We start from the raw sequence: 25,522 nt of genomic DNA, 5'->3' as shown, positions 1-25,522 counted from the left end.
CGCCGGGCGCTAGCCCAGCTGCGCGTCGGCGAACAGATTGCGCAGGCGGGCATATTCCAGCAGGTCGGCCAGCGAGAGCACGCCGATAAAGTGGTCCCCGTCGACGAGGAAGAGGCGCTGCAGGTGATGGCGCTGCATCTGGGCGAAGGCCTGGTCAGCGCGGGCGCCGGCGGGCAGCAGATGCTGGGGGCCCGGCCGCACGGCAATACTGGCCAGCGGCGTGCCGGCCCGCGCAGCCACCGGCACGGCCTGTGCCTCGGCCAGGCCGGCGCTGCCCACCAGACGGCCCGACTCGGTGACGGCAAACCAGTCGCGGTGATGGCGCACAAGCTTGTCGGCGATGAAGTCGGCCACGCTCATGCCCGCATCGGCGGTCTCGATCCCCGGCGTCACCAGATCGGCCGCACGCACCTCGCCCAGCGCCACGCGGGTCTCCAGCTCGACACGCGAGGACTTCGCGGCCGACCGCAGGAACAGCCCGATCAGCACCCACCACAGCCCGCCGAGCGAGCCGGTCGAGAGCAACACGAAAATACCGGCGACGATAAAGAAGACCGCGAAGGCCTCGCCGGCCAGGCTGGCCCAGCGGGTCGCGCGGCGGCGATCACCGCCGGCCATCCAGAGGATGGCCCGCAGCACGCGCCCGCCATCGAGCGGGAAGGCCGGCAGCATGTTGAACAGCGCCAGCAGAAGATTGATCAGGCCGAGATAGGCCAGCACCATCGCCAGCGGCGCCTGCGGCCCGCCGGTCATGTCCAGCCCGGCCAGCTGGCTGAAGACCAGCGCCAGCAACAGGCTCATCAACGGCCCCGCCAGCGCCATCACCAGTTCGGTCATCGGCGTTTTCGGCTCTTCCTCCAGCTCGGCCGCGCCGCCGAACATGAACAGCGTCACCCGGTTGATCGGCATGCCGAAGGCGCGGCCGACAAAGGTATGGGAGAGTTCGTGCGCGATAATCGAGAAGGTCAGTCCGAACACGCCAAGGATCGCCATGAAGACATAGGTCGATGTCTCCAGCGCCGCGTTCTGGTCCGGAAAGAAACCAACAGCCAGCGACCAGCCGACCAGCAGGGCCAGAAACAACCAGGACGGCTCGGCGCGAACGACCACACCACCGATTTTGAAAGAGAAGAGGTAGGGGCGCATCGGGAAACCTTTGAGTGAAGGCCGTCACAGTGCACCAGCGGGCCGGCTGTCTCAAGAGGCGTAGCGTCGCAGCGGAGGCGGGATTGCCCGGCCATGGCTGCGAGATGACGAGCGGTCCGCCTTCGCCCTTCGGGCTATGAGACGCCACGCCGTCAGAGGACTGGATGTTGGGGCTCGCCCGGCCGTAGCTGCGAGATGGCGAGCGGTCCGCCTTCGCCCTTCGGGCTATGAGGCGCTACTCCATCAGAGGACTTGGCGTTGGGGCTCGCCCGGCCGTAGCTGCGAGATGACGAGCGGTCCGCCTTCGCCCTTCGGGCTATGAGGCGCTACTCCGTCAGAGGACTTGGCGTTGGGGCTCGCCCGGCCGTAGCTGCGAGATCGCGAGCAGTCCGCCTTCGCCCTTCGGGCTATGAGGCGCTACTCCGTCAGAGGACTTGGCGTTGGGGCTCGCCCGGCCGTAGCTGCGAGATGACGAGCGGTCCGCCTTCGCCCTTCGGGCTATGGCGTGACAGCCTTCGCCACTTCGCAGCGAAGGCTGGTGCGGGCGGCCGGACTCGAACCGGCACGATCTTTCAATCGACAGATTTTAAGTCTGTTGCGTCTACCATTCCGCCACGCCCGCACGGCGCCGAGGCGCGATCCTACACGGGGTTTGGCGCGAGGCCAGCGGGCAATTCACCGGCTTGCCGCCGCTGCATCACCGCAGCCAGAAAGAGAGCCGCACCCATCGGGCACGGCTCGCTTTTCATCACATCCGGCTGCCGGGCGGGCTATTCCGCCGTCTGACCCTCGGCATTGGCGGCATAGCGGGCAATGCGGACGAGTTCGAGGAATTCGTCGCGATGGCCGTATTCGTCCGGACCCAGCGCTGCGCTGGCGCCGTCGAGGATCTGGTCATAGCCATAACCCTCACGCAGATAGGGATCGCCGCGCAGCATTTGCGCGAAACCGGCGACCTCGATCGAGAAGCGGGTTTCCTGGTCCGCCGCCGCGAAATCGGTGACCGCATCGGCGGGCGTCACCGGCCGCTCGATCAGATTGCTCTCATCCTCGCCGGGATGCTTGTAGCGAATGCGCAGCAGGCCGTATTCCGATGACAGGTCTGATGCGGCCGCCGGCGCTTCGCCATAGCGCAGCGGATCGATCAGCGCGCCTTCAGAACCCGGCGCCGCAATCTCATAGATGGCGGTGACAGCATGGCCGGACCCGACCTCGCCGGCATCGACCGCGTCATTGTTGAAATCGGCGCGTTCGAGCATGCGCGTCTCATAGCCGATCAGACGGTACTCAGCGATGCGGGCCGGGTTGAACTCGACCTGGATCTTGACGTCATTGGCGATCGGGAACAGCGCGCTCGAGCTTTCCTCGACCAGCATGCGCCGCGCCTCGGCCCGGCTGTCGATATAGGCGGCGGTGCCATTGCCGGCCTGGGCGATGGTCTGCATCATGGCGTCGTTGTAATTGCCGCGACCAAAGCCCATCACCGAGAGATAGATGCCACTGTCGCGCTTGCGGGCGACGAAATCCTCAAGCCGCTCGTTCTGGGTGACGCCGACATTGAAATCGCCATCGGTCAGAAGCATGACGCGATTGACCGCCTCGGGATCGAAATTGCGTTCCGCGAGGTCATAGGCCAGTGACAGACCGGCCCCGCCGGCGGTCGATCCGCCGGCCCGCATGCGGTCCAGGGCCTCGTGGATCTGGCGCGCATCGCGGGCCTGGGTCGGCTCGAGCACGGCCCCGGCTGCACCGGCATAGACCACGATGGCGACGGTATCGTCGGGATCGAGTTCATCGACCAGCAAATGCATCGCCTGCACGGCGAGCGGCAGTTTATCGGGCGAATTCATCGAGCCGGAGACATCGATCAGGAAGACCAGATTGGCGCGCGGACGCTCCTCGGGCACCAGCTCATAGCCCTGCACCGAGACATGCATCAGCTGCGTCGCCGGTTTCCACGGATTGGGCGTCACCTGGACCCGGGCCGCGAAGGGCTCGTCCATGCTTTCGGGCAGCGCGTAGTCGTAATCGAAATAATTGACCATCTCCTCGACGCGCACCGCATCCTGGGGCGGCAGGTTGCAGTCATTGAGATAGTCACGCACGACGGCATAGCTGGCGGTGTCGACATCGATCGAGAAGGTCGAGACCGGTTCCTCGGCGGTCGCGTGCACGGTGTTGAGCTCGACATGCTCATAGCGTTCGCGGTCGACATTGCCCGGATGCGGCATCACCGGCAGTGGCGCATAGCCGCGCATGTTCTGCTCCTGCGGCGGCGCCATCATGTCGGCCTGTGCCACCGAAGAGTGCGGTGGCGGCGGTGGCGGCGGGGGTGGCGGCGGTGACGGCTGCGGCGCTTCGGCCTGGACCGCGCCGGCGATCAGGCGCGAGCCGGTCACGCTGACCTGTTCGCGCAGACCGACACCATCGCGCCCGCGATTGCGGCAGGCGGCGGGGATGGCGTCGAGCAATTCCTGCTTGGCCGCCTCGTCCCGGGCCAGCGCCATCGGCGCCGACTGTATCGAGGTGGCGGCAACCAGCGCAGCGAGCGCGGTGCCCATTTTCAGATTCCGTGTCATGCAAGTCTCCCCTTCCCGTTCCCAGCTCCGGCATTTGCACGCACGAATTGATCGGAGGCAAGGCGAGAACGGGGCGATCTCAAGGCGTCTTGTTCATCGCCGCGCGCGCCGTGACGAACACGCCCAGCCCCTTGACGAGTTCAGGCACCAGCAGGATCGGGACCGCCAGCAACAGGATACGCTGCCACGCCGCCCCGTCCAGCGGCACCGAATGCAGCACCAGCTGCAGCGGCGGCCAGTAGACCGCGCCCAGCTGCAGCGCGATCGAGACGGCGATCGCCAGCAAGAGCCAGGGATTGGAGAACAGGCCAATCAACGCCAGTGGCCGGTCGAGGGAGCGGAAATTGAGCACATTGGTCTTCTCGAACACGATCAGCCCGGTAAAGACCAGCGTCTGCGCGTAGAGCAGGCTCTCGCCGCGCGCCAGCGCATCCTGGAACAGCCACAGCGAGGCCAGCCCCATATAGCTCGCCAGCAGGATCACCACGACGAGCCCGCCGCGGCTGACCACGGCGGCATCGGCCGCGGCCGGCGGATGGCGCATCAGATCGCGGTCGGCCCGCTCGATCCCCAGCGCCAGCGCGGTGGGCCCGTCGGTGACCAGATTCATCCACAACACCTGCACCGGCAGCAGGATCAGCGGCCAGCCCATCAGCAGGGCCGCGCCGATGGCAATGAGTTCGGCCATGTTGGAGGAGAGGAGATAGCGGACGAATTTGCGGATATTGGCGTATTGCCGCCGCCCCTCCTCGACCGCACCGATAATGGTGGCGAAATTATCGTCCATCAGCACCATTTCAGCCGCATCCTTGGCCGCATCGGTGCCGCGTATGCCCATGGCGACGCCAATATCGGCACGCTTCAGCGCCGGCGCGTCATTGACGCCATCGCCGGTCATGGCAACGATCTCGCCATCACGCTGCAGGATCTCGACCAGACGCAGCTTGTGCTCCGGTGCCACGCGCGAGAACACGGCGCCGTCATGGATGGCGCGCAGCAGGGCGGCATCCTGCATCGCGTCGAGCTCAACGCCGGTCAAGGCAGACCGGGCATCAAGGCCGATACTGTGCGCCACCGCCAGCGCCGTCGCCGGAGCATCGCCTGTGATCATCACCACGCGCAGACCGGCGGTATGGGCCCGCGCAATCGCGGTCGGCACTTCCTCGCGCGGCGGATCCATGACGCCAAAAAAGCCCAGAAAGGTGAGATCGCGCTCGATTTCGGCATCGGGCGCGTGCGGGTCGGCCGTGGTCTTGCGCGCGACGGCCAGGACGCGCAAACCGCGTTCGGCCATGCCTTCGAACACCCGGTGCAGGTCCTGCACGCCGTCCGCGTCCAGCGGCACATCCGCCCCGCCATCGAACACGCTGCTGCAACGCGCCAGCACTTCTTCCGGCGCGCCCTTGAGATAGACCTTGGCGCAATCGCCGGCCGGGATGATCAGGCTCATGCGCTTGCGTGCCGAGCTGAAGGGGATTTCACGGGCATGCGCCGTCGAGGGCCGATCCAGGCCCGCCTTGAGCGCCGCCGTCACCAGGGCGCCTTCGGTCGGTTCGCCATCGAGCCGCCACAACCCGTCGCGCTCGAACACCCGCGCATGATTGCAGATCAGACCGGCCTCAAGCAGGGCCATCAGGCCGGGATGATTATCCGGATCAATGATATGGCCATGCGCCTTGAACGCACCGCTGGGCTCATAGCCGGCGCCGCCGATCCCGACTCCGGGGCCATCACCATCCTGCGGCGTCCACACCTGCGTCACCGCCATCTCGCCATGGGTGAGCGTGCCGGTCTTGTCGGAACAGATAATCGTCGCCGCCCCCAGCGTCTCGGCGGCCGGCAGGCGGCGTACCAACGCATTGCGCCGCGCCATCGCGCGCACGCCGAGCGCCAGGGTCAGGGTCACGACAGCGGGCAGGCCCTCGGGCACCATCGCCACAGCCAGCGCGACGCCGGTCAGGAACATCTCCAGCGCATCGCGCCCGAGCAGGAAACCGCTCAGCGCCAGCACGGCCGCGACCGCCGCCGCGATCATGCCGAGCCGGGCGCCGAGACGCGCCAGCCGCTTTTGCAGCGGGGTGATATCGCGGTCGATCGAGGTCGCCAGCAAGGCGATACGCCCGAACTGGGTCGCATAACCGGTCGCGGTGACCAGTCCGGTGGCGCGTCCGCGCACCACCAGCCCGCCGGCATAGGCGATGGAACGGCGCTCGGCGATGGCGGCGTCTTCCTCCACCGAGGCCGGGAGCTTGTCCGCGGCGTGCGACTCCCCGGTCAGGGCAGATTCATCGATCGCCAGATCGCGCGCCTCGACCAGACGCAGATCGGCCGGGGTGTGATCGCCCGGCTGCAACCGCACCAGATCGCCCGGCACCAGCTGGCTCGCATCCATCTGCCGGCTGACCCCGTCGCGAATGACCCGGCAACTCGGCGCCAGCAGACGTTTCAGCGCCGCCAGCGCCCGTTCGGCGCGGTATTCCTGGAAAAAGCCGAGCGCGGCATTGAGACTGACAATCGCCAGGATCGCGACGGCATCGACCGGATCGCCGAGCGCCGCGGAAACAGCGGCAGCCGCGAGCAGGATGATGATCAGCACGTCCTTGAACTGGCGCGCCAGCATCACGGGCCAGCGCAGTGTCTCGCGGGCTTCGAAGGCATTGGGCCCGTAGCGCTCCAATCGCCGGGCCGCCTCTTCGGCGCTGAGCCCGGACTCGGCATCGCTGTGCAACAGCTTTGCCGCCTCGTCCGGTGGCAGGGCGTGCCAGGCGCGGGCCTCCGGGCTGGCGACAGTGCTGTCCGCTGTTGATGTCTTGGGCAGGGGGGATGTCATGCCGGTATCAGGCTGCCGTCAGGCCGCGATAGCAAGCGCGATGATGTCGCGCCTCAATCCTCCGGATCGATCCGCCCGTCAAAACCCAGCGCCGCCACCATCGCCGCGATCTCGCCGATGACGGCATCGAGCGCGGCGTCGTCGGTCGAGCGGGCGACGAGATGGGTGCCGCGCTTCACTTCGCCCTGGCTGACCTCGAGGAAATACGGATAGCTGCCGATCGAGACCTGCGGATAGCGCGCCTGCATCTCGCCGAGCGGAATGGCGATATCGCCTTCGCGCAGATTGTCGGCCTTGACCGAGCGCGAGCGGGTGACGGCGCCGCCATGCAGGCGATGGGCGACATCTTCCAGCATGCCGCGCGTGATCGAGGGCACGCCGGCCATCACGAAGACGTTTTCGACCTGGAAGCCGGGCGCGCCGGTGACCGGATTGACGATCAGGCTCGCGCCGTCGGGGATGCGCGCCATGCGCTTGCGGCTCTCGGTCAGCGGCGTCTTGGTCTTGGCATACCAGTGCTCGATCACCTCCAGCGCATCATGGCGGATATCGATGCCGACGCCGAAAGCGGCGGCGATACTGTCGGCGGTGATGTCGTCATGGGTCGGGCCGATACCGCCGGTGGTGAAGACATAATCGGCCTTGGCCCGCAGCGTGTTGACGGTGTCGGCGATCACATCGGCATCGTCCGGAATGGTGCGGCATTCGATGACATTGATCCCCAGCGGCGCCAGGAATTGCGCGATCTGCTGCAGGTTCTTGTCCTGGGTGCGGCCCGAGAGAACCTCATCGCCGATCAACACCACTGCCGCGGTCACGCCTGACGCCTTGCCCATGAGATTGTCCCTCGTTTCCGTGTTCGCCTCGGGTATAGGTGGCGCAACAGGAGAATGCCAAGCCATGAAATTCGCCACACCGCTGATCGAGGGCCTGCTGGTCTCGCGCTACAAGCGCTTCTTTGCCGATGTCGAACTGCCCGGCGGCGAGGTCGTGACAGCGCATTGCGCCAATACCGGCGCCATGGCGGGCATCAAGGACGCCGGCCTCAAGGTCTGGCTTTCCCGGGCGGACAATCCCAAGCGCAAACTCAAATTCACCTGGGAGATCGTTGAAGCCCAGGACACGCTGATCGGCACCCTGCCCGGCCGCGCCAATGAGCTGGCCGAGGAAGCGGTGCAGGCCGGCATCCTCACCGAGCTGACCGGCTATGCCTCGCTGCGGCGCGAAGTGAAATACGGCGAGAACTCCCGCATCGACCTGTTGCTGGAACACGAAGATCGCCCGCCCTGCTGGGTCGAGGTCAAGAATGTCCACTGGATGCGCCAGCCCGGCCTGGCCGAATTCCCCGACGGCGTCACCAGCCGCGGCACCAAGCATCTCGGCGAACTCTCCGCCAAGGCGCAGGCGGGAGAGCGCGCCGTCCAGCTCTTCATCGTCCAGCGCAGCGATTGCGCCCGCCTGCGCCCGGCCGATGATACCGACCCGGTCTATGGCGAGGCCCTGCGCGCGGCGCACCAGGCCGGCGTCGAGATATTGGCCTATCGCTGCGAAGTGACACCGGCGGGCATCGCGATTACCCATCCGATGAGCGTGGAGCTGACATGATGAGCGATTTCCAGTGGGACCTGCCCAACCCTTACGTCCACCGCATCAAGGTGGTGGCCGCCGATATCGATGATTTCGGCCATGCCAATAATGCGCGCTATCTGGAATGGGCCGATGCCGCCGCCTGGACCCACTGGGCCTCGAAGGGATTTTCGCGCGAAGCGTGCGAGGCCGATGATCGCGGCATCGCCATCATCCGCACCGAGGCCGACTATCTCGGCCATGTCCGGCTCGGCGATGAACTTGACTGCGCTGTCTGGATCACCAAATCCGATGGCCGCCTGCGCGCCGAGCGGCGCTATCAATTCGTGCGCGTCAGTGACGGCGTGACGGTATTCCGCGCGCTCACCAAGGTCGTCTGTTTCCAGCTCTCGACCGGCAGGCCGGCGCGGATGACGGAGATCTTCCGCGCGCACTATTCGGTTCCGCCTTCGGTGGCGGCAGCGCTGTCAGCGCAGAACTGAGTCCCTAGAGCCAACCCTTCTCCCGCGCCAGACGCGCCGCCTCGATCCGGTTGGCGGCCCCGAGCTTGGAAATCGCGCTGTGCAGATAATTGCGCACCGTGCCGCGCGCCAAACCGGTCGCTTCGGCCATGGCCGGGCTTTCCAGCCCCGCCTCGGCCAGGCGCAGAAGACGGCGCTCGGCATCGGTAAGAGGATCGTTCTCGCTCCAGGCGCGCTCCGCCAGTTCCGGCGCGATCACCCGTTCACCGGCCGCGACACGCCGGACCGCATCGGCGAGACCGGTCGAAGGCCCGTCTTTCAAAATGAAACCCGCCACGCCCGCCTCGAGCGCGCGGCGCAGATAGCCGGGCCGGTCGAAAGTCGTCACGATCAGCACCCGCGCCCGCGCACCCTCGCGCTTGAGCAGGGCGGCGAGTTCCAGCCCGGTCATGTCCGGCATCTCGATATCGGTGACGACGACATCGGGGTCGTGGCGGCGCACGAGATCATGCGCCTCGCGGCCATTGGACGCCGTGCCGACAATCTCGATATCGGTCTCGAGCCCGAGCAGTGCCGCCAGGGCCTCGCGCAGCAGGGTCTGGTCTTCGGCCAGGATGAGTCTAGGCATGGTCTCCACCTCCACGTCCGGGCAGCCAGGCCTGGACCTGTGTTCCGGTTCCCGGCGTTACGGCCCCGACCAACATCCAGCCCGAGAGCGCCTCGATGCGCGCCGCCAGTCCGCCCAGCCCGCCGCTGCCGGTCCGGGCACCGCCGCGGCCATCATCGCCGATACTCAATTCAATACCGCCATCCAGGCTGGCCGTCCGGATCGTGACATGACGGGCTTCAGCATGGCGCAGGATATTGGTCGCTGCTTCGCGCACCACCATCGCCAGCGCCGTCGATTGCTCCGCCGTCGCGGGGCCTGCCTCAAGCTCGACCGAGACTGCCAGTCCGGCCGCCTCGAGATGCTGACGCGCTTCGGCGGTGGCACTCTCCAGGCTGCGGTCGCGCAGACCGGCGACCGCCTCACGCACCTCGGCGAGGGCCGTCCGGGAAATCGACTGGATTTCGGCCAGCTCGCTGCGAGCCCGTTGCGGCTCTGCATCGAACAACCGCGATGCGAGATCGGCCTTCAGGGTCACCACCGAGAGCGTATGACCGAGCAGATCGTGCAGATCGCGGGCGATGCGCTGGCGCTCGGCCTCGGCTGCGCGGTCCGAAGCCCGTCGTTGACGCGCTTCGCCATCGGCCTCCTGGCGACGGCGCCGCGCGCCCATCGCCGCTCCCCCGGCAGCAATCGCGGCGAGGATGAGGAGCACGGCGGCATAGGGGAGCGGTTGTTGCGTCAGCCAGCCCGCCGCGAGGATGGCCAGCGCGACAGCAACCAGGCCGACGGTGCGCGCCCGGGAATGCGGCAGCCAGCCCAGCATGGCGGCGGCGAAGACCAGATAAACCCCGCCGCCAATGGTCACCGGCATGAAGGCCAGGCCCAGCAGAGCCGCCCCCAGCGCCACCGGATACACTGTCCAGTCGCAGCGTCGCAGGCTGAAAATATAGAGGCTGACAAATCCGGCCATCGCCACCAGACCGATCACCACCTCGTCCCATCCGGGCGGCTGGTAAAGCCAGGCGAAGAAGAAAAAGCCCAGATAGACCAGATGCAGCCAGGGCCGGTTGGGCGATAACAGGGCAAGTATCCGCTGCATCATGGCCTCTCCCCCTTCACCTTCACCTTCACAGCGCGCCCGATCAGGCCGCGCTCACCCCGGCGCGGCGAAAGCGCAGGACTTCCCAGCGCAGGCCCGCAGCCGCGAAAAGATAGAGCCCGGCCACGACAAACGGAATGCCCGTCAGCCGCCATTCGGGAAAGCCGTACCAGATCACTGTCACGGCCGCGACCCGCACGAAGGCGTGGATCAGGCTGACCCGGCTGTGATAGGCCCAGCCGATGATCGGCCAGTGCAGGCTCATGCCGATGGCGAGGGTCAGCGGTGCCGCCTCGGGGAAACCACCGATCAGCAGGATATGAATCGGCCATAGCAGATTGATCGCGGCGATCGCCGCCATGGTGACACCCGACAGGGGCGATTTCGACTTCATGAAGGGCGAGCGCATCGGGGCCTGCAGCAGAATGCCGAGCGGGAAGATCAGTCCCGATCCCGCCGCCGCCGCAATCGCCCATTGTGATGGCGTGAGGTAGAAGCCGAGCCCGCCCATCACCGCCCAGTAGAGCGCGCCGGCGACGGGCAGCGACACACCGCCGCCGGCGGCGACGCAGTAGCGTTTGCGTTCGTGATCTATGGTCTGTCTCAGATCGGTCATGGTGAGGTCGTTCCTGTCCTGTTTGTGAGCTCACCTTGCCGCGCACGGCCACCGGGCGGCAGACACAGGCGTCACCCATCGTCCGTGACAACTGTCATGCCGGACCGGCTGCACCGCCCCTCGACCTCACGGATAATTAACATCCGCTCACATTGTGCCCATGCCTGCGCTCGCTATAGTCCGCGCCAACAATTACCGCTTTTCCAGAGGAGGCTTCGATGAAGTTTCTGGCACCAGCATTGGCCTGTCTCGCGCTCGTCGCCTGCGGCCCCACCGATACGACGATCGGCAGCGCCGTCGAAGCGCCCGCCGATTTCATGCCGAATGTACGCACCGGGAATATCGAGGCGCATATCCGCTTCCTCGCCTCGGACTATCTGCAGGGCCGCGATGTCGGCACGGATGGCTATGAAATCGCCGCCAATTATGTCGCGGCACAGATGCAATTGCTCGGGCTGGAACCGGCTGGCGACAATGGCGGCTATTTCCAGCAGGTACCGTTGCAGGATGTGAGCGCCGACGCGGCCTATAACAGCCTCAGCCTCGACGGCGAGACCTTCGCCCAGGGCGACGACGTCTATGTCGCGACCAATCCGAGCCTGCCCGAAGCGAGCGTCACGGCGCCGCTGGTGTTTGTCGGTTATGGCGTCTCGGCCCCCAATCGCGATCATGACGACTATGCCGGCCTCGACGTTGCCGGCAAGATCGTGGTCATCGTGAATGGTGTCCCGGGCGGCCTGCCCAGCGAAGAGCGGGCCCATCACTTGTCGTCCACCACCAAGCGCAATCTCGCCGCCGCCCATGGCGCCGTCGGCATGATCACCGTGACCAGCCGTACCGACGAGCAGATGCGCACCTACGCCAATGGCACCGCCGCGCTTCCGGTCACCAGCCTGACGCCGGCCACAGGCCCGTCCTCACGTGACCAGATCCGGGTGAGCGCCGAGGTTGGCGCCACGCTCGGTGCACGCCTGTTCGAGGGCGCCGAGATGAGCCTGGAAGACGTCCGGGCCGCGATGTCGGACGAGGAAAACCCGACCTTCCCGCGCTTCGATCTGCCGCACAGCGTCAGCCTGCAGCAGCGCACGATCTCGGAGCCTTTCACAGCCCCCAATGTGGCCGGCCTGCTGCGCGGCAGTGATCCGGTGCTGGCCGACGAGATTGTCGTGCTGACGGCGCATCTCGACCATATCGGCACCATCCACGATCACATGCGCGGCCGCGGTGGCTGCCGCTCAAATGACGGTGAGGATTCGATCTGCAATGGCGCGGTCGACAATGCGTCCGGCGTCTCGATCATGCTGGAAACGGCACGCGCCTTCATGCAACAGGGCACGCCGCGGCGTTCGGTGCTGTTCGTCGCCCTGGCCGGTGAGGAGAAGGGCCTGCTCGGTTCCGAGCATTTTGCCCGCAATCCGACAGTGCCGGCCGACGCCATCGTCGCCAATGTCAATCTCGACATGCCGGTCATCGTCTATGAGTTCAACGACGTCGTCGCCTTTGGCAGCGAGCATTCCAATCTCGGCCCGATTGCCACGCGCGCGGCGGCCCGGATGAATATCGAGGTCAGCCCTGATCCGATCCCGGAGCAATCGATCTTCGTGCGTTCGGACCACTACAACTTCGTGCGCGAGGGCGTGCCGTCGCTCTTCCTGATGACCGGCTTCTCCTCGCCGGATCCGCGCTGGGATGAGGGCGAGGGCTTCATGGGCTTCTTGAGCACCCATTATCATCGTCAGACCGACCAGCTCGACGGCGATCTGGAAGTCCTGTTCGACCAGGGCGCCAAATTTGCCAATATCAACTATCTGATCGCCCGCGAAATCGCCGACAGCGACGAGCGTCCGGCCTGGAATGATGACAGCTTCTTCGGCAATCTCTACGGCCAGGCCAGCGAATAACCGGAAAGAAATTACCAGCAATCCCAGCGCGCGCCGTTTCAAACGGCGCGCGCTTTGGCTATATGGGGGGATAACGGAGGACTGCCCCTTGACGACTGCCTATGACAGCATTGACGATTATGATGCCCCATCGCCGCGCGACGGGCGTATCAAGCTGCACGGAGCCGAAGGTTTCGAGGGCATGCGCAAGGCGGGACGTCTCGGCGCCCAGGTGCTCGACATGCTGGTGCCCGAGGTCAAGGCCGGCGTCACCACGGAGCATCTCGACCGGCTGACGCGCGAATTCATCCTCGATCATGGCGCCACGCCGGCGACGCTGCATTATCGCGGCTATCGCCACTCGCTGTGCACCTCGCTCAACCATGTCGTCTGCCACGGCATTCCCGGGCCCAAGGCGCTGCGCGATGACGATATTCTCAATATCGACGTCACCGTCATCGTCGATGGCTGGCATGGCGATACCAGCCGCATGTACACGGCCGGCCAGCCCAAGCGCAAAGCCGAACGCCTGATCGACATCACCTATGAAGCGATGATGGCCGGGATCGAAGCGGTCAAACCCGGCGTCACGCTGGGCACGATCGGCGCCATCATCCAGGAGCACGCCGAAGCCAATCGCTGCTCGGTGGTGCGTGATTTCTGCGGCCACGGCCTCGGCCAGCTCTTCCATGACAGCCCCAATGTGCTGCATTTCGGCACGCGCGGCGAAGGCGTCGTGCTCAGGGAGGGCATGTTCTTCACCATCGAGCCGATGCTCAATCTCGGCCGGCCCGATGTGAAAGTCCTGGGGGATGGCTGGACGGCCGTCACCCGCGACAAATCGCTCTCGGCCCAGTTCGAGCACTCCCTCGGAGTCACCGCCGATGGCTACGAGATTTTCACCAAATCGCCCAAGGGCCTCGACAAGCCCCCCTACAACGTCTGACGCCATGGCCGGCCCCGCGCAAAACGACGGTCACCGCGAGCGTTTGCGCCAGAAACTAACCTTGGCGGGTGGTGAGGCCCTGCACGATTACGAGCTGCTGGAGCTTTACCTGTTCCGCTCCATCCCGCGCCGCGATGTCAAACCGATCGCCAAGGCGCTGATCGCCCGCTTCGGCGATCTCGGCGGCGTCGCCGCAGCCCCGGTCGAACAACTCATCACCATTGATGGCGTCTCGGAGCGCTGCGCTGCCGAACTCAAGCTGATCCAGGCGCTCTCCGCCCGGCTAGCGCGCGAACAGGTAATCGGCCGCCCCGTCATTGCGTCCTGGGCGGCGCTGGTCGCCTATTGCCGCACGGCGATGCAACACGCCACCACCGAGCAATTCCGCGTCCTCTTCCTCGACCGCAAGAATAAGGTGATCGGCGATGAGGTGCTCGGCACAGGCACGATCGACCACGCCCCGGTCTATCCGCGCGAAGTCGTCAAACGAGCGCTGGCCAATGAGGCCTCGGCGATCATCCTGGTCCACAACCACCCTTCCGGCGACGCCACCCCCAGCCAGGCCGATATCGAGATGACGCGCACCCTGATCGATGTCTGCAAACCCTTCGAGATCGTCGTCCACGACCATCTCGTGATCGGGCGCGAGAACACAGCCAGTTTCAAGACACTGGGGCTGATGTGAAAGCTCTGGTCATGGCGGATCATTGCCCTAGCATGGGCGGCTGACACAACAGCAGAAGCGCCTCGCCATGAAACGACTGATCGCCACCGCCCTTGCCCTGCTCTTGCTGAGCTGGGGCGTGTCGCTGCGGGCGCCGACGGCGTCGCAGCACCAGATTTTCCATGGCGGCACCATCCGAACCATGGCCGGCGATCAGACGGTCGAGGCCGTCTATGTCCGCGACGGCGTCATCATCGCGACCGGCAGCAAGGCCGAGATCGAGGCGCTCGCGCCGTGGAACACCAAGCGGGTCAATCTGCTCGGCGGCACGCTTGTGCCCGGCCTGATCGAGCCGCACACGCATCCGCTCGCCTCGGCGCAGCTGGGCGCGGCGGTTGATGTCAGCGGGGTCAGCCATGCCAGCCGCGAAGAGATCATAGAGACGCTGCGCCGGGCCGCGAGCCAGCGCGGGCTGACGCCGTGGATCATCGCCTTCGGCTGGGATCCGGCGATGCTCGACCCGCTGCCACCGCCCGGCCTGGCCGAGCTCGACGCCATCGCGCCGGAGCGGCCGATGATCATCCTCACCCAGATGATGCATGAGGCCTTCGCCAATTCCGCCGCCCTGGCCGCCGCCGGTCTCGGCAGCACATCGCCCGATCCGGAAAACGGCCAGTTTGAACGCGATGCCGATGGCAATCTCACCGGCCGCCTGATCGAGATCAGCGCCATTGGCCAGGTGATGGCCGCCATGCCGCAGGCCGGCGATGCGGCGCTGAACCTGCTGCTCAATCTTCAATATGATGCCTATGCCCGCGCCGGCTACACCACGATCGGTGCCGCCAGCCTTGTCGGCAATGCCCGCGATCCGCTCGCCCTGGTGCACGGCGTCGCCAGCCAGCCGCGCGCCCCGGTCAACACCGTGCTCTACACGGCCCCGGCGCGGCGCGACCATGCGCTCGAGCTCTGGGCCGGACAGGATGCCAACACCTCGCTGGCCGGGGTCAAGATCTGGATGGATGGCTCGCCCTTCATCGGCGGCGCGGCACTGGCCGAGCCCTATCAGCGCTCGCACTTCACGCAAGACGTGCTGAGCCTCGCCCCCGACTGGCGCGGCACGCTCAACTACAGCCAGGACGCCGCCAATGCCCTGGTGCTCGAGGCCCAGCGCGGCGGCTATCAGATCGCCATCCACGCCCAGGGCGAGGCGGCGATCGAGATGGCGCTCAATGCCATCGAGGCGGCGCAGACCGCCGCGCCGGACCCCATGCTGCATCACCGGCTCGAACATCTCGCCCTGATCACCCCGGCCCAGATCGAGCGCGCCGCCCGGCTCGGCGTCAGCCTCGGCTTCTTCGTCGACCATGTCTGGTTTTATGGCCATATCCTGCCCGACCTGGTCGGCCCGGACCGCACCGCGCGCTACATGCCGGTCGGCGACGCCTTCGCCAGCGGCGCCGTCATCACCCTGCATGGCGATCATCCCGCCACCCCGATCGATCCGATGCGCACCCTGGCCACCGCCATCGAGCGCCAGCCGCGCCAGGGCGGCGAGCTGATCGGGCCCGACCAGCGGCTCAATACGCAACAGGCGCTTGAAGCGATGACGATCAATGCCGCCCGCCAGCTCGAGCTGGAGGCTGAGATCGGCACCATCGAGCCGGGCAAGCGCGCCGATTTCACCTGGCTGGCACGCGATCCGCTGAGCCTTGATGCCGGCGACTTGCGTCAGCTTGAAGTGCGCGGCACCTGGGTCGCCGGCCGTCCGGTCGACACCCGCATGATCACCCTGCGCCATGCCGGATTGGTGTTGAGGGCAATCTGGTCCAGTCTCACCACCTGATCACAAGCCCTGGAGCGCCCATATGCACCACGACTATGTCACCCATCTGGAATGCTCCGAGACCGGCAAGCATTACGACAAGGACCAGCCGCACAATCTCTCCGCCGCCGGCAAGCCGCTGCTGGTGCGCTATGACCTCGCCAAGGCGAAGCGCGAGATTGATCGCGGTGCCATATCGGCGCGGCGCGGCGGCTTCTGGAAATGGCGCGAGCTTCTGCCCGTCGCCGATGACGCGGATGTCTGCCGCCTCGGCGAGCTGACAACGCCGCTGATCGATGTGCCCGCGACGGCGAAAGCCTCCGGCGCCACCGGCCGCGTGCGCATCAAGGATGAGGGCCGCCTGCCGACCGGCAGTTTCAAGGCGCGCGGCCTCGCCCTCGCCGTCGCCATGGCCCACCGTTTCGGCCTCAAGCGCCTCGCCATGCCGACCAATGGCAATGCCGGCGCCGCGATGTCAGCCTATGCCAGCCGCATGGGGATGGAGAGCTATGTCTTCGCGCCCGATGACACGCCCGAGGTCAATATCCGCGAGATGGCGCTGCAGGGCGCCCATGTCTTCCGCGTCAACGGCCTGATCCATCATTGCGGCGCCCTGGTCGCCGCCGGCAAGGAGAAGATGGGCTGGTTTGACCTCTCGACCCTGAAGGAGCCCTACCGGATCGAGGGCAAGAAAACCATGGGCCTGGAACTCGCCCACCAGCTCGGCTGGCGCATGCCCGAAGCGATCTTCTACCCCACCGGCGGCGGCACCGGTCTGATCGGCATGTGGAAAGCCTTCGACGAGATGGAGCAACTCGGCTGGATCGGCAAACGCCGCCCGAAAATGATCGCCGTCCAGGCCGAGGGCTGCGCCCCCATCGTCCGCGCCTGGGACAAGGGCGAGCGCCACGCCGAAGAATGGCTCGACGCCAGCACCGCCGCGATGGGCATCCGCGTCCCCAAGGCGATCGGCGACTTCCTGATCATCGATGCCTGCCGCGAGAGCGAAGGTTTCGCCATCGCCGTCTCCGAGGCGTCCATCGAGGCGGCCCGCGTGCGCTGTGCCCGCGAGGACGGCCTCCTCTTGTGCCCGGAAGGCGCCGCAACGCTGGCCGCGATGGAAAAGGCGATGAATGACGGGCTGATCGAGCGCGATGCGGATTGCGTGCTGTTCAATTGTGGCTCGGGTTTGAAGTATGCGATGCCGGATGGATCGCGGGTGCTGGATCGCAACGCTGAGGTGGATTGGGGGGCGATGTAGCCCCATTCCCTCTCCGCGAGGAGAGGGTGCCCGGCAGGGCGGGTGAGGCGGGCGATGGGCACGGTGCAGGACTGCGTCGCCCCCGCCAATCGCCCACGGTGATTTTGCCCGCCTCATCCGGCGCTTCGCGCCACCTTCTCCTCTCGGAGAAGGACGTGCCCTCCCCTTGACCTTTTCGCCCCCATAACGCATCTCCCGCGCTTGCTCACAACGCGCCGACGGAGCCGCCCATGATCCCCCGCTATACCCGCCCGCAAATGGCCGCCATCTGGTCGGACCAGAACAAGTACAAGATCTGGTATCTGATCGAGGCGCATGCGACCGAGAAGCTGGCGGAGCTGGGTGTGGTGCCGCAATCGGCGGTGGCGGCGGTGTGGTCGGCGAAGGATGTCGAGTTTGATGTCGACCGGATCAATGAGATCGAGGCCGAGGTCAAACATGATGTCATCGCCTTCCTGACCCATCTCGGCGAGCATGTCGGCGAGCAGAGCCGCTTTGTGCACCAGGGCCTGACCTCATCCGACGTGCTCGACACCTGCCTGGCCGTGCAGATGCGCGACAGTGCCGATCTTCTGCTCCAGGGCATGGACCGGGTGCTCGCGGCGCTGAAGACGCGGGCGCTGGAGCATAAATTCACCGTCTGTATCGGCCGCTCGCATGGCATTCATGCCGAGCCGACGACGATGGGGCTGAAATTCGCCCGCTTCTATGCCGAGTTCAAACGCAACCGGGCGCGGCTTGTTGCGGCGCGTGACGAGATCGCCACCTGCGCCATTTCCGGCGCCATCGGCACCTTCGCCAATATCGATCCGCGCGTTGAGGAACATGTCGCAAACGCGATGGGCCTCGCGGTCGAGCCGATCTCGACCCAGGTCATCCCGCGCGACCGCCATGCCAATTATTTCGCTACCCTCGGCCTGATCGCCTCGGCGATCGAGAACCTCGCCATCGAGGTGCGCCATCTGCAGCGCTCCGAAGTGCGCGAGGCGCAGGAGTTTTTCTCCAAGGGGCAAAAGGGCTCCTCGGCAATGCCGCACAAGCGCAATCCGATCCTGACGGAAAACCTCACCGGGCTGGCGCGCCTGGTGCGCTCCGCCGTCACCCCGGCGATGGAAAATGTCGCGCTCTGGCATGAACGAGACATCTCCCACTCCTCGGTCGAGCGCGGTATCGGGCCGGACGCCAATGGCCATCTCGATTTTGCGCTGCAGCGCTGTGCCGGCATGGTTGAAGGTCTGATCGTGCATGCTGATCGCTGCCAGGAAAATCTCGACGCCCAGGGCGGCATCCACAACTCCCAGCGCCTGCTTCTGGCCCTGACCCAGGCCGGTGTGTCACGCGAGGACAGCTATCGCCTCGTGCAGCGCAATGCGATGAAAACCTGGGATGAAGGCGGCCAGCTGGTCGACCATCTCAAGGCCGATCCCGAGGTCACCGCGCATATGAGCAATGCGCAGATCGAAGCCTGTTTCGACGAGGCCTATCACCTCAAACATGTCGACACGATCTTCGCCCGGGTGTTTGCCGACTAGCGACTTTTCTCCCCGGCTCGCCGCCCCATCGGCCCGGACTGCGTCCGGCCCACTTCCCCGTCAGGGACGGGGAAGAAAGCCCGGCGAATGGATGGAAATCATCCGGGTCCCGGCATAAGCTTCTCCCGAGCGAGGGAGACATCCATGAGCAAGATCTACGAGACGATAGACGACAAGGTCACAGCCTTCATCGCGGCGCAGAAGATGTTCTTCGTCGCCACCGCGCCGTCGGGCCATGGCCATGTGAATCTCTCGCCCAAGGGCCACGACACTTTCCGCATTCTCGGCCCGCACGAGGTGGCCTATCTCGATCTCGGCGGGTCCGGCATCGAGACGGTGGCGCATCTGCGCCAGAATGGCCGCATCACCTTCATGTTCTGCGCCATGGACGGGCCGGCCAAGATCTTGCGCCTGTATGGCAAGGGCCATGCGGTGTGTTTCGACGAGCCCGGCTTTGCCGAGAAGCGCGCCCTCTACGGTGATTTCCCCAAGGCGCGCGCCGTCATCACCGCCCGCATCTCGCGCATCCAGGACAGCTGCGGCTGGGGCGTGCCGCTCTACGAGTTCAAGGGCGAACGCGACCAGCTGCTGCGCTATAACGAACACCGCACCGACGCCGAATGGCGCGAGCGCCGCTACACCGGCAACGCCCTGTCGATCGACGGCCTGCCAGGCCTGATCCGGCCGGAAGAGGCGGAGTGAGGCTCACATAACGCGAGTGTGATGGCGGCCGCGCTCGCCTTATCGCCTCGCCCGCCTATAGTCCGGACAGGCATCACACGGAGCTTCGCCACATGCGTACCGCCCTCATCGTCCTCGCCCTGCTGGGGGCTTTTCTGGCGCCGAATTTTCTGCGGGCGGAATGGAGCGCCGAGGCCGAGACCTCGCAGACCGAGCAGGAACGGCCGCGGCTGGTGGCGGCGATGTTTCGCTCATCCTGGTGCGGCGCCTGCCGCATCCTGGAACCGCGCATCGATGATGTCCGCCCCGACTATGCCGATGCCGCGGTGGAATTCGTCCGCTTTGACTTCACCCTCGGTCAGCGCGCCGCGGTGCGCGAACGCGCCGTGGAGGCGGGCATCACCGGGCTCTACGACCAGATGGTCGGCCGCACCGGTTTCCTGGTCCTGATGGACCGCGAGACCGGCACGGTGTTCGAGATCATCACCACCAATTACGACCGCGACCATATCCGCGAGGCGCTGGATCGCTGGCTGTCGGTGACGGCGGAGGTTGAGGCGGCGGGCTGACCCCGCCGCGCGCCTAGCTTTCGGTCTGGATCTGGTCGCGGGCGGTCGCCATCAGTTCATCCATCTGCTTGCGCAGGAGATGATCGGAGAGTTCGACCTTTTTCGCGTCGAGATCGGCGCGGATCTTGCGGAACACGTCGTCATCGCCGGCTTCCTCGAAATCGGCGACGATCACCGTCTTGGCATAGGCCAGGGCTTCCTCGCTATCGAGGCCCATCAGTTCGGCCGCCCACAGGCCCAGCAGCTTGTTGCGCCGGGCATTGGCCTTGAAGTCCAGTTCCTGGTCATGGGCATACTTGTTTTCGAAACCGGATTCGCGATCATCAATGCCAGACATGGCGGCTCTCCTTGGGGATGGGTCGTTGGGGGATTGGTTAGCTTGCCCGCTGCATGAAATCAATCGCCACGGCACAGGCCATGCCGCACCGCAGCAAGGGATTGCGAATAACACAAAGGCCGGATAATTTGCCCCCTCAACGCGCGGTCCGGACTCCGATTCGGGCCGCGTCGCGCATTTTCGGTCCGAACATGACCCGGACCCCGACTGGAGCGCCGCCCATGTCCCGCCGCAAGAAACTCTACGAAGGCAAGGCCAAGATCCTCTATGAAGGTCCCGAGCCGGGCACGATCGTCCAGTATTTCAAGGACGACGCCACCGCCTATAACGGTGAGAAAAAGGCGACGCTCGAAGGCAAGGGCGTGCTCAACAACCGCATCAGCGAATATGTCATGATGCAGCTGGCCCATATCGGCATCCCGACCCATTTCATCCGCCGCCTCAACATGCGTGAGCAATTGGTGCGTCAGGTCGAGATCATTCCGCTGGAAGTCGTCTGCCGCAATGTCGCGGCCGGCTCGATCAGCAAGCGCCTCGGGATCGAGGAAGGTCAGCAATTGCCGCGGGCCATCGTCGAATTCTATTACAAGAAGGACGAGCTCAACGATCCCATGGTATCGGAGGATCACATCACCTCCTTCAACTGGGCCAGCCCGCAGGAAATCGACGACATGATGGCGCTGACCCTGCGCACCAATGATTTCCTCTGCGGCCTGTTCGCGGCCGTCAATATCCGTCTGGTCGATTTCAAGCTCGAATTCGGCCGCCTCTATGAGGGCGATATGGTCCGCACCGTGCTGGCCGATGAAATCAGTCCCGACAGCTGCCGGCTGTGGGACATGGAAACCAATGAGAAGATGGACAAGGACCGCTTCCGCCGCGATCTCGGAAATGTCACCGAGGCCTATGCGGAAGTTGCCCGCCGTCTCGGCGTCATGAAGGACATGCCGCGCTCGGTGCCCGACGCAGCGGACGAAGCGGGCAAATAGTTCGCGGTCCGAACCGGCTTGAGAGCGCCCCCGCATCGCCGGGGGCGTTTTCATGTCTGAAGCGGCCGATCAACTGGCGCTGCTTGATTGCATCGGCAGGCCGCGCGCTTTATGCAGGGCGCATCCGAAGCAGGCCTTAAAAGCGAGTCGTTCCCGTGAAAGCGAAAATCCACGTCTACCTCAAGCCTGGCGTTCTCGACCCACAGGGCGCTGCCGTTGCCGGTGCGCTGCACAATATGGGTTATGCCGAGGTCGCTTCCGTCCGCCAGGGCAAGCTGATCGAGCTTGATCTGACCGGAGATGACATCGAGGCCGCCCGGGTCCGCGTCGACGAGATGTGCGCCAAACTCCTCTCCAATCCGGTGATCGAGAGCTACTCGATCGAGCTGGAATAGGGGCGGCGTGACCATGAAATCCGCCGTCATCGTCTTTCCCGGGTCCAATTGCGACCGCGACGCCCATGATGCGATCGAACGCGTCACCGGCACCGCCCCCGCCATGGTCTGGCACCAGGAAACCGCCCTGCCCGAAGGCACGGATTTCGTCATGGTGCCCGGCGGGTTTTCCTATGGCGACTACTTACGCTGCGGCGCGATGGCGACGCACTCGGCGATCATGCCGGCGATCATCGCCCATGCCGCTACCGGCGCGCCGATCCTGGGCGTGTGCAATGGCTTCCAGATCCTGACCGAATGCGGCCTGCTGCCCGGCGCCCTGATGCGCAATGCGCAGCTCAAATTCGTCTGCGAAGACACCCCCGTCACCGTCACCAACGCCAATACGCGCTTCACATCGCGCTATCCGGCCAATGCCAAGCTGATCATCCCGATCGCGCATCATGACGGCAATTATTTCGCCGACGCCGAAACCCTGGTCCGGATCGAGAATGAAGGCCAGGTCGTCTTCCGCTACGGCGCCAACCCCAATGGCTCCGCCAATGACATTGCCGGCATCGTCAACGAGCAAGGCAATGTGCTCGGCATGATGCCGCATCCCGAGCGCGCTGTTGATGCCAGGCATGGCGGGACTGACGGGCTGGCGCTGTTTGAATCTCTGCTTGGATCGGCCTGATCACATGACTCAATACGCCGAAAATATCACCGCCGAAATCGTCAAGGAACACGGGCTGTCCGAGGCCGAGTACCAGGTCATCCTCGACCGGATGGGCCGGGCTCCGAATATCGTTGAGCTCGGGATTTTCTCGGTGATGTGGTCGGAGCATTGCTCCTACAAGTCCTCGCGCCTGCACCTGGGCAAACTGCCGACCAAGGGCGGACGTGTCATCCAGGGGCCGGGCGAGAATGCCGGCGTGGTTGATATCGGCGATGGCCAGGCCGCCATCTTCAAGATGGAAAGCCATAATCACCCCTCCTATATCGAGCCCTATCAGGGCGCGGCGACCGGGGTTGGCGGCATTTTGCGTGATGTCTTCACCATGGGCGCGCGGCCGATTGCGCTGATGAATGCGCTGCGCTTTGGCGCGCCGGACCATGCCAAGACACGGCAATTGGTCGACGGCGTCGTTGCCGGGATTGGCGGCTATGGCAATTGCGTCGGCGTGCCGACGGTCGGCGGCGAGACCAATTTCCATGCCGGCTATAACGGCAATATCCTCGTCAACGCGATGGCCGTGGGCCTGGCCGATGCCGACAAGATTTTCTATGCCCGCGGTGCCCAGCCGGGCCAGCCGATCGTCTATGTCGGCTCCAAGACCGGCCGCGACGGTATTCACGGCGCCACCATGGCCTCGGCCGAGTTTGATGATGACAGTGCCGAAAAACGCCCCACCGTCCAGGTTGGCGATCCCTTCACCGAAAAGAAGCTGATTGAGGCCTGCCTCGAGCTGATGGCCACCGATGCCATCGCCGCGATCCAGGACATGGGCGCCGCCGGCCTCACCTCCTCCTCGGTCGAGATGGCCGACAAGGGCGACATCGGTATCGAGCTCGACATGGACAAGGTGCCGCAGCGCGAAACCAATATGTCGACCTATGAGATGATGCTCTCGGAAAGCCAGGAGCGCATGCTGGTGATCATGAAGCCGGGCCGCGAAGACGTCGCGATGCGGATTTTCGAAAAATGGGAACTCGATGTCGCCGTCATCGGCCAGACCACGGATTCCAAGCGCATGGTCCTCACCCACAAGGGCGAGACCGTCTGCGATATCCCGATCGCGCCATTGGCCGATGATGCCCCCAAATATGACCGCCCCTGGTTTGCGCCGGAAGTGCGGGCCCAAATCCCGGCCGGCGATGTCGCCAAACCGGCGCATATGGGCGAAATTCTGCTCAAGCTGATGGGTTCATCCGACATGGCGTCGAAGGCCTGGATCTGGTCGCAATATGACCGCCACGTGATGGCCGACACCGTCGCCAGCTCACAGAACCCGTCCGACGCCGCCATCGTGCGCATCCACGGCACCAATAAGGGTCTGGCGATCACCACCGACTGTACGCCACGCTATTGCCAGGCCGATCCGTTCGAGGGCGGCAAACAGGCCGTCGCCGAAGCCTGGCGCAATCTCACCGCCGCCGGTGCCGATCCGATCGCGATCACCGATTGCCTCAATTTCGGCAATCCGGAACGGCGCGAGATCATGGGCCAGTTCGTCGGCTGTATCGATGGCATGGCCGAAGCCTGCGCCAAGCTCGACTTCCCGGTCGTGTCCGGCAATGTCAGCCTGTACAACGAGACCAATGGTGCCGCCATTCCGCCAACGCCCGCCATTGGCGGTGTCGGCCTGATCCCCGATCTCGACAAGCGCGGCCAGTTTGGCGGCCTGAAAGCCGGCGATATCCTGCTGCTGGTCGGCGAGACCAAGGGCGCGATGGGCGCCTCGGTCTATCTCAAGGAAATCGAGGGCCGCGAGGAAGGCGGTGCGCCGCATGTCGATCTCGCGGTCGAAAAAGCCAATGGCGATTTCGTGCGCGGCCAGATCCGCTCCGGCCGCCTGACCGCCTGTCACGACCTCTCCGATGGCGGTCTCGCCTGCGCCGCCGCCGACATGGCACTGGCCTCGGACCTTGGCATCAAGCTCGCCCATGAAGGCGATGTGCCGATGCATGGCTTCCTGTTCGGCGAAGACCAGGCGCGCTATCTCATCGCCGCCAAAAAGGAAGACGCCATCGCCATCCTGCAGGACGCGAAAGCCGACGACATCCCGATCCAGGTGGTCGGTCTGGGCGGCGGCACGGCCATCACGGTCAATGGCGCCCACAGCCTCGAACTGACCCGTCTGCGCGAGGCGTGGGCAGGCTGGCTGCCCGGTCTGATGAACAAGGTCGCGGTGGCGGCGGAATAGCAAGCCCGGCGCGAATTCACAGGTATCGGCGCACCCGGCCACAATAGGCGCGATAGGCGTCACCGAGATCGCGCCTCAGATGAGGCTCCTCCACGCCGGTGACGAACACATGGATGAAGGCGGCGAAGACGAGCGCACCGCCCAGCGCCAGGGCTGACCCTGACGCCAGGCTGCTCCCCAGCATGAGGGCGAAATAGCCGACATATTGCGGGTTCCGTGAACGCCGGTACACGCCCTGTTCAATCAGTTCGTCCTCGCGCAGGCCGTAGACCCGCGCCGTGGAACCAAATCGTCTGCGTCCGATATGGATCATCCATCCGCCAGCTGTGGCCAGGACAAGCCCCGCGACAAGGATGACCGGCGTGACGGCATAAAGGCTGCCTCGATCACTGAAGGCGAGCCCGAGAATGGCCAGCGCCAAACCATGCATCAACACCCCGGAGGCCAGCGCGACGGGGAGCGACCATCGGCCCAGTCGGGCGAAATCCCGCCGGGCTAGGATCACGAAGGGGATGGAAGCCAGCGCGATCACGCCGATGGCAACCAGGAAGGCGACGGTCATTCCAGACATGAGAACCTCACGAAACAATCCTCGAAACGAGTGCCGTGAGC

General features: G+C 65.3%; 23 protein-coding genes and 1 tRNA gene. 14 read left to right on the top strand and 10 right to left on the bottom strand.

What is annotated here, in order from left to right:
• Window positions 1–9: 9 nt before the first annotated feature.
• The 5 genes from ACN0YL_RS10355 to ACN0YL_RS10335 form a co-directional block, all read right to left on the bottom strand.
• Window positions 10–1,146, bottom strand: coding sequence for a site-2 protease family protein (locus tag ACN0YL_RS10355; RefSeq protein WP_417497924.1), 1,137 nt, complete (start codon window positions 1,144–1,146; stop codon window positions 10–12).
• Between the two features lie 536 nt (window positions 1,147–1,682).
• Window positions 1,683–1,768 (bottom strand) — tRNA-Leu (locus ACN0YL_RS10350).
• A gap of 148 nt (window positions 1,769–1,916) precedes the next feature.
• The gene (locus ACN0YL_RS10345) at window positions 1,917–3,725 is read right to left on the bottom strand and encodes a vWA domain-containing protein (RefSeq protein WP_417497923.1); all 1,809 of its coding nucleotides are present in this window, start codon (window positions 3,723–3,725) and stop codon (window positions 1,917–1,919) included.
• A gap of 79 nt (window positions 3,726–3,804) precedes the next feature.
• Window positions 3,805–6,555, bottom strand: a complete 2,751-nt coding sequence (locus ACN0YL_RS10340) for a cation-translocating P-type ATPase (RefSeq protein ID WP_417497922.1) — start codon at window positions 6,553–6,555, stop codon at window positions 3,805–3,807.
• A 53-nt stretch (window positions 6,556–6,608) separates the two neighbouring features.
• Window positions 6,609–7,391 (bottom strand): competence/damage-inducible protein A, encoded by a 783-nt coding sequence (locus ACN0YL_RS10335; RefSeq protein ID WP_417497921.1) that lies wholly within the window; start codon window positions 7,389–7,391, stop codon window positions 6,609–6,611.
• Between the two features lie 64 nt (window positions 7,392–7,455).
• On the opposite strand from ACN0YL_RS10335, the gene sfsA reads away from it, so the two are divergent.
• Both sfsA and ACN0YL_RS10325 read left to right on the top strand, forming a co-directional pair.
• On the top strand, window positions 7,456–8,160 hold the full coding sequence (gene sfsA, locus ACN0YL_RS10330) for a DNA/RNA nuclease SfsA (protein ID WP_417497920.1): 705 nt from the start codon (window positions 7,456–7,458) through the stop codon (window positions 8,158–8,160).
• The gene (locus ACN0YL_RS10325; RefSeq protein WP_417497919.1) at window positions 8,160–8,624 is read left to right on the top strand and encodes an acyl-CoA thioesterase; all 465 of its coding nucleotides are present in this window, start codon (window positions 8,160–8,162) and stop codon (window positions 8,622–8,624) included. Before sfsA ends, ACN0YL_RS10325 begins: the two co-directional genes overlap by 1 nt.
• Window positions 8,625–8,628: 4 nt before the next feature.
• Here ACN0YL_RS10325 and ACN0YL_RS10320 read toward each other — a convergent pair whose 3' ends face one another.
• The 3 genes from ACN0YL_RS10320 to ACN0YL_RS10310 are packed head-to-tail and all read right to left on the bottom strand — an operon-like array spanning window position 8,629 to window position 10,928.
• The gene (locus ACN0YL_RS10320; RefSeq protein ID WP_417497918.1) at window positions 8,629–9,231 is read right to left on the bottom strand and encodes a response regulator transcription factor; all 603 of its coding nucleotides are present in this window, start codon (window positions 9,229–9,231) and stop codon (window positions 8,629–8,631) included.
• Window positions 9,224–10,312: a sensor histidine kinase gene (locus tag ACN0YL_RS10315; protein ID WP_417497917.1), complete on the bottom strand. Its 1,089-nt coding sequence runs from the start codon at window positions 10,310–10,312 to the stop codon at window positions 9,224–9,226. Before ACN0YL_RS10315 ends, ACN0YL_RS10320 begins: the two co-directional genes overlap by 8 nt.
• 43 nt (window positions 10,313–10,355) lie before the next feature.
• Entirely contained in the window at window positions 10,356–10,928 is a 573-nt protein-coding gene (locus ACN0YL_RS10310) for a DUF7010 family protein (RefSeq protein ID WP_417491361.1), read from the bottom strand.
• Between the two features lie 218 nt (window positions 10,929–11,146).
• Between ACN0YL_RS10310 and ACN0YL_RS10305 the strand changes: the two genes are divergently transcribed.
• The 8 genes from ACN0YL_RS10305 (at window position 11,147) to ACN0YL_RS10270 (ending at window position 20,283) form a co-directional block, all read left to right on the top strand.
• Window positions 11,147–12,829: a M28 family metallopeptidase gene (locus ACN0YL_RS10305; protein ID WP_417497916.1), complete on the top strand. Its 1,683-nt coding sequence runs from the start codon at window positions 11,147–11,149 to the stop codon at window positions 12,827–12,829.
• A gap of 88 nt (window positions 12,830–12,917) precedes the next feature.
• Window positions 12,918–13,754: a type I methionyl aminopeptidase gene (gene map, locus ACN0YL_RS10300; protein ID WP_417497915.1), complete on the top strand. Its 837-nt coding sequence runs from the start codon at window positions 12,918–12,920 to the stop codon at window positions 13,752–13,754.
• A gap of 4 nt (window positions 13,755–13,758) precedes the next feature.
• Window positions 13,759–14,439, top strand: a complete 681-nt coding sequence (gene radC, locus ACN0YL_RS10295; protein WP_417491358.1) for a RadC family protein — start codon at window positions 13,759–13,761, stop codon at window positions 14,437–14,439.
• Between the two features lie 67 nt (window positions 14,440–14,506).
• The gene (locus ACN0YL_RS10290; RefSeq protein WP_417497914.1) at window positions 14,507–16,261 is read left to right on the top strand and encodes an amidohydrolase; all 1,755 of its coding nucleotides are present in this window, start codon (window positions 14,507–14,509) and stop codon (window positions 16,259–16,261) included.
• Between the two features lie 22 nt (window positions 16,262–16,283).
• Window positions 16,284–17,501, top strand: a complete 1,218-nt coding sequence (locus tag ACN0YL_RS10285) for a threonine synthase (protein ID WP_417497913.1) — start codon at window positions 16,284–16,286, stop codon at window positions 17,499–17,501.
• A 230-nt stretch (window positions 17,502–17,731) separates the two neighbouring features.
• Window positions 17,732–19,033 (top strand): adenylosuccinate lyase, encoded by a 1,302-nt coding sequence (gene purB, locus ACN0YL_RS10280; RefSeq protein WP_417497912.1) that lies wholly within the window; start codon window positions 17,732–17,734, stop codon window positions 19,031–19,033.
• A gap of 144 nt (window positions 19,034–19,177) precedes the next feature.
• Window positions 19,178–19,735 carry a pyridoxamine 5'-phosphate oxidase family protein gene (locus ACN0YL_RS10275; RefSeq protein WP_417497911.1) on the top strand — a complete coding sequence of 186 codons (558 nt, stop codon included), beginning with the start codon at window positions 19,178–19,180 and terminating at the stop codon, window positions 19,733–19,735.
• Between the two features lie 92 nt (window positions 19,736–19,827).
• Window positions 19,828–20,283 carry a thioredoxin domain-containing protein gene (locus ACN0YL_RS10270; protein ID WP_417497910.1) on the top strand — a complete coding sequence of 152 codons (456 nt, stop codon included), beginning with the start codon at window positions 19,828–19,830 and terminating at the stop codon, window positions 20,281–20,283.
• A 13-nt stretch (window positions 20,284–20,296) separates the two neighbouring features.
• Here the strand turns inward: ACN0YL_RS10270 and ACN0YL_RS10265 are convergent, their stop codons facing one another.
• Entirely contained in the window at window positions 20,297–20,620 is a 324-nt protein-coding gene (locus tag ACN0YL_RS10265) for a DUF1476 domain-containing protein (RefSeq protein ID WP_417310350.1), read from the bottom strand.
• Between the two features lie 221 nt (window positions 20,621–20,841).
• Here ACN0YL_RS10265 and purC point away from each other — a divergent pair, with 221 nt between their 5' ends.
• The 4 genes from purC (at window position 20,842) to purL (ending at window position 24,910) form a co-directional block, all read left to right on the top strand.
• Window positions 20,842–21,609 (top strand): phosphoribosylaminoimidazolesuccinocarboxamide synthase, encoded by a 768-nt coding sequence (gene purC / locus ACN0YL_RS10260; protein WP_417310351.1) that lies wholly within the window; start codon window positions 20,842–20,844, stop codon window positions 21,607–21,609.
• A 155-nt stretch (window positions 21,610–21,764) separates the two neighbouring features.
• Window positions 21,765–22,004, top strand: a complete 240-nt coding sequence (gene purS, locus ACN0YL_RS10255; protein ID WP_417491352.1) for a phosphoribosylformylglycinamidine synthase subunit PurS — start codon at window positions 21,765–21,767, stop codon at window positions 22,002–22,004.
• Window positions 22,005–22,017: 13 nt separating this feature from the next.
• Window positions 22,018–22,680, top strand: coding sequence for a phosphoribosylformylglycinamidine synthase subunit PurQ (gene purQ / locus ACN0YL_RS10250; protein ID WP_417497909.1), 663 nt, complete (start codon window positions 22,018–22,020; stop codon window positions 22,678–22,680).
• A 4-nt stretch (window positions 22,681–22,684) separates the two neighbouring features.
• Complete coding sequence (purL, locus tag ACN0YL_RS10245) at window positions 22,685–24,910, top strand: phosphoribosylformylglycinamidine synthase subunit PurL (RefSeq protein ID WP_417497908.1); 2,226 nt, start codon at window positions 22,685–22,687, stop codon at window positions 24,908–24,910.
• A 16-nt stretch (window positions 24,911–24,926) separates the two neighbouring features.
• Here purL and ACN0YL_RS10240 read toward each other — a convergent pair whose 3' ends face one another.
• The gene (locus ACN0YL_RS10240) at window positions 24,927–25,472 is read right to left on the bottom strand and encodes a methyltransferase family protein (protein WP_417497907.1); all 546 of its coding nucleotides are present in this window, start codon (window positions 25,470–25,472) and stop codon (window positions 24,927–24,929) included.
• Between the last annotated feature and the right edge of the window lie 50 nt (window positions 25,473–25,522).

The organism is Maricaulis sp., from assembly GCF_048269565.1.
In the GTDB taxonomy this organism is placed as follows: Bacteria; Pseudomonadota; Alphaproteobacteria; order Caulobacterales; family Maricaulaceae; genus Maricaulis.
The sequence above is the reverse complement of the archived record's forward strand: the minus strand, read 5'-3'. Positions and strand labels throughout refer to the sequence as shown.

Coding starts and splice junctions, on each gene's coding strand:
- ACN0YL_RS10355 (WP_417497924.1), bottom strand. CDS start 1,146: ATGCGCCCCTACCTCTTCTCTTTCAAAATCGGTGGTGTGGTCGTTCGC.
- ACN0YL_RS10345 (WP_417497923.1), bottom strand. CDS start 3,725: ATGACACGGAATCTGAAAATGGGCACCGCGCTCGCTGCGCTGGTTGCC.
- ACN0YL_RS10340 (WP_417497922.1), bottom strand. CDS start 6,555: ATGACATCCCCCCTGCCCAAGACATCAACAGCGGACAGCACTGTCGCC.
- ACN0YL_RS10335 (WP_417497921.1), bottom strand. CDS start 7,391: ATGGGCAAGGCGTCAGGCGTGACCGCGGCAGTGGTGTTGATCGGCGAT.
- sfsA (WP_417497920.1), top strand. CDS start 7,456: ATGAAATTCGCCACACCGCTGATCGAGGGCCTGCTGGTCTCGCGCTAC.
- ACN0YL_RS10325 (WP_417497919.1), top strand. CDS start 8,160: ATGAGCGATTTCCAGTGGGACCTGCCCAACCCTTACGTCCACCGCATC.
- ACN0YL_RS10320 (WP_417497918.1), bottom strand. CDS start 9,231: ATGCCTAGACTCATCCTGGCCGAAGACCAGACCCTGCTGCGCGAGGCC.
- ACN0YL_RS10315 (WP_417497917.1), bottom strand. CDS start 10,312: ATGCAGCGGATACTTGCCCTGTTATCGCCCAACCGGCCCTGGCTGCAT.
- ACN0YL_RS10310 (WP_417491361.1), bottom strand. CDS start 10,928: ATGACCGATCTGAGACAGACCATAGATCACGAACGCAAACGCTACTGC.
- ACN0YL_RS10305 (WP_417497916.1), top strand. CDS start 11,147: ATGAAGTTTCTGGCACCAGCATTGGCCTGTCTCGCGCTCGTCGCCTGC.
- radC (WP_417491358.1), top strand. CDS start 13,759: ATGGCCGGCCCCGCGCAAAACGACGGTCACCGCGAGCGTTTGCGCCAG.
- ACN0YL_RS10290 (WP_417497914.1), top strand. CDS start 14,507: ATGAAACGACTGATCGCCACCGCCCTTGCCCTGCTCTTGCTGAGCTGG.
- ACN0YL_RS10285 (WP_417497913.1), top strand. CDS start 16,284: ATGCACCACGACTATGTCACCCATCTGGAATGCTCCGAGACCGGCAAG.
- purB (WP_417497912.1), top strand. CDS start 17,732: ATGATCCCCCGCTATACCCGCCCGCAAATGGCCGCCATCTGGTCGGAC.
- ACN0YL_RS10275 (WP_417497911.1), top strand. CDS start 19,178: ATGAGCAAGATCTACGAGACGATAGACGACAAGGTCACAGCCTTCATC.
- ACN0YL_RS10270 (WP_417497910.1), top strand. CDS start 19,828: ATGCGTACCGCCCTCATCGTCCTCGCCCTGCTGGGGGCTTTTCTGGCG.
- ACN0YL_RS10265 (WP_417310350.1), bottom strand. CDS start 20,620: ATGTCTGGCATTGATGATCGCGAATCCGGTTTCGAAAACAAGTATGCC.
- purC (WP_417310351.1), top strand. CDS start 20,842: ATGTCCCGCCGCAAGAAACTCTACGAAGGCAAGGCCAAGATCCTCTAT.
- purQ (WP_417497909.1), top strand. CDS start 22,018: ATGAAATCCGCCGTCATCGTCTTTCCCGGGTCCAATTGCGACCGCGAC.
- purL (WP_417497908.1), top strand. CDS start 22,685: ATGACTCAATACGCCGAAAATATCACCGCCGAAATCGTCAAGGAACAC.
- ACN0YL_RS10240 (WP_417497907.1), bottom strand. CDS start 25,472: ATGACCGTCGCCTTCCTGGTTGCCATCGGCGTGATCGCGCTGGCTTCC.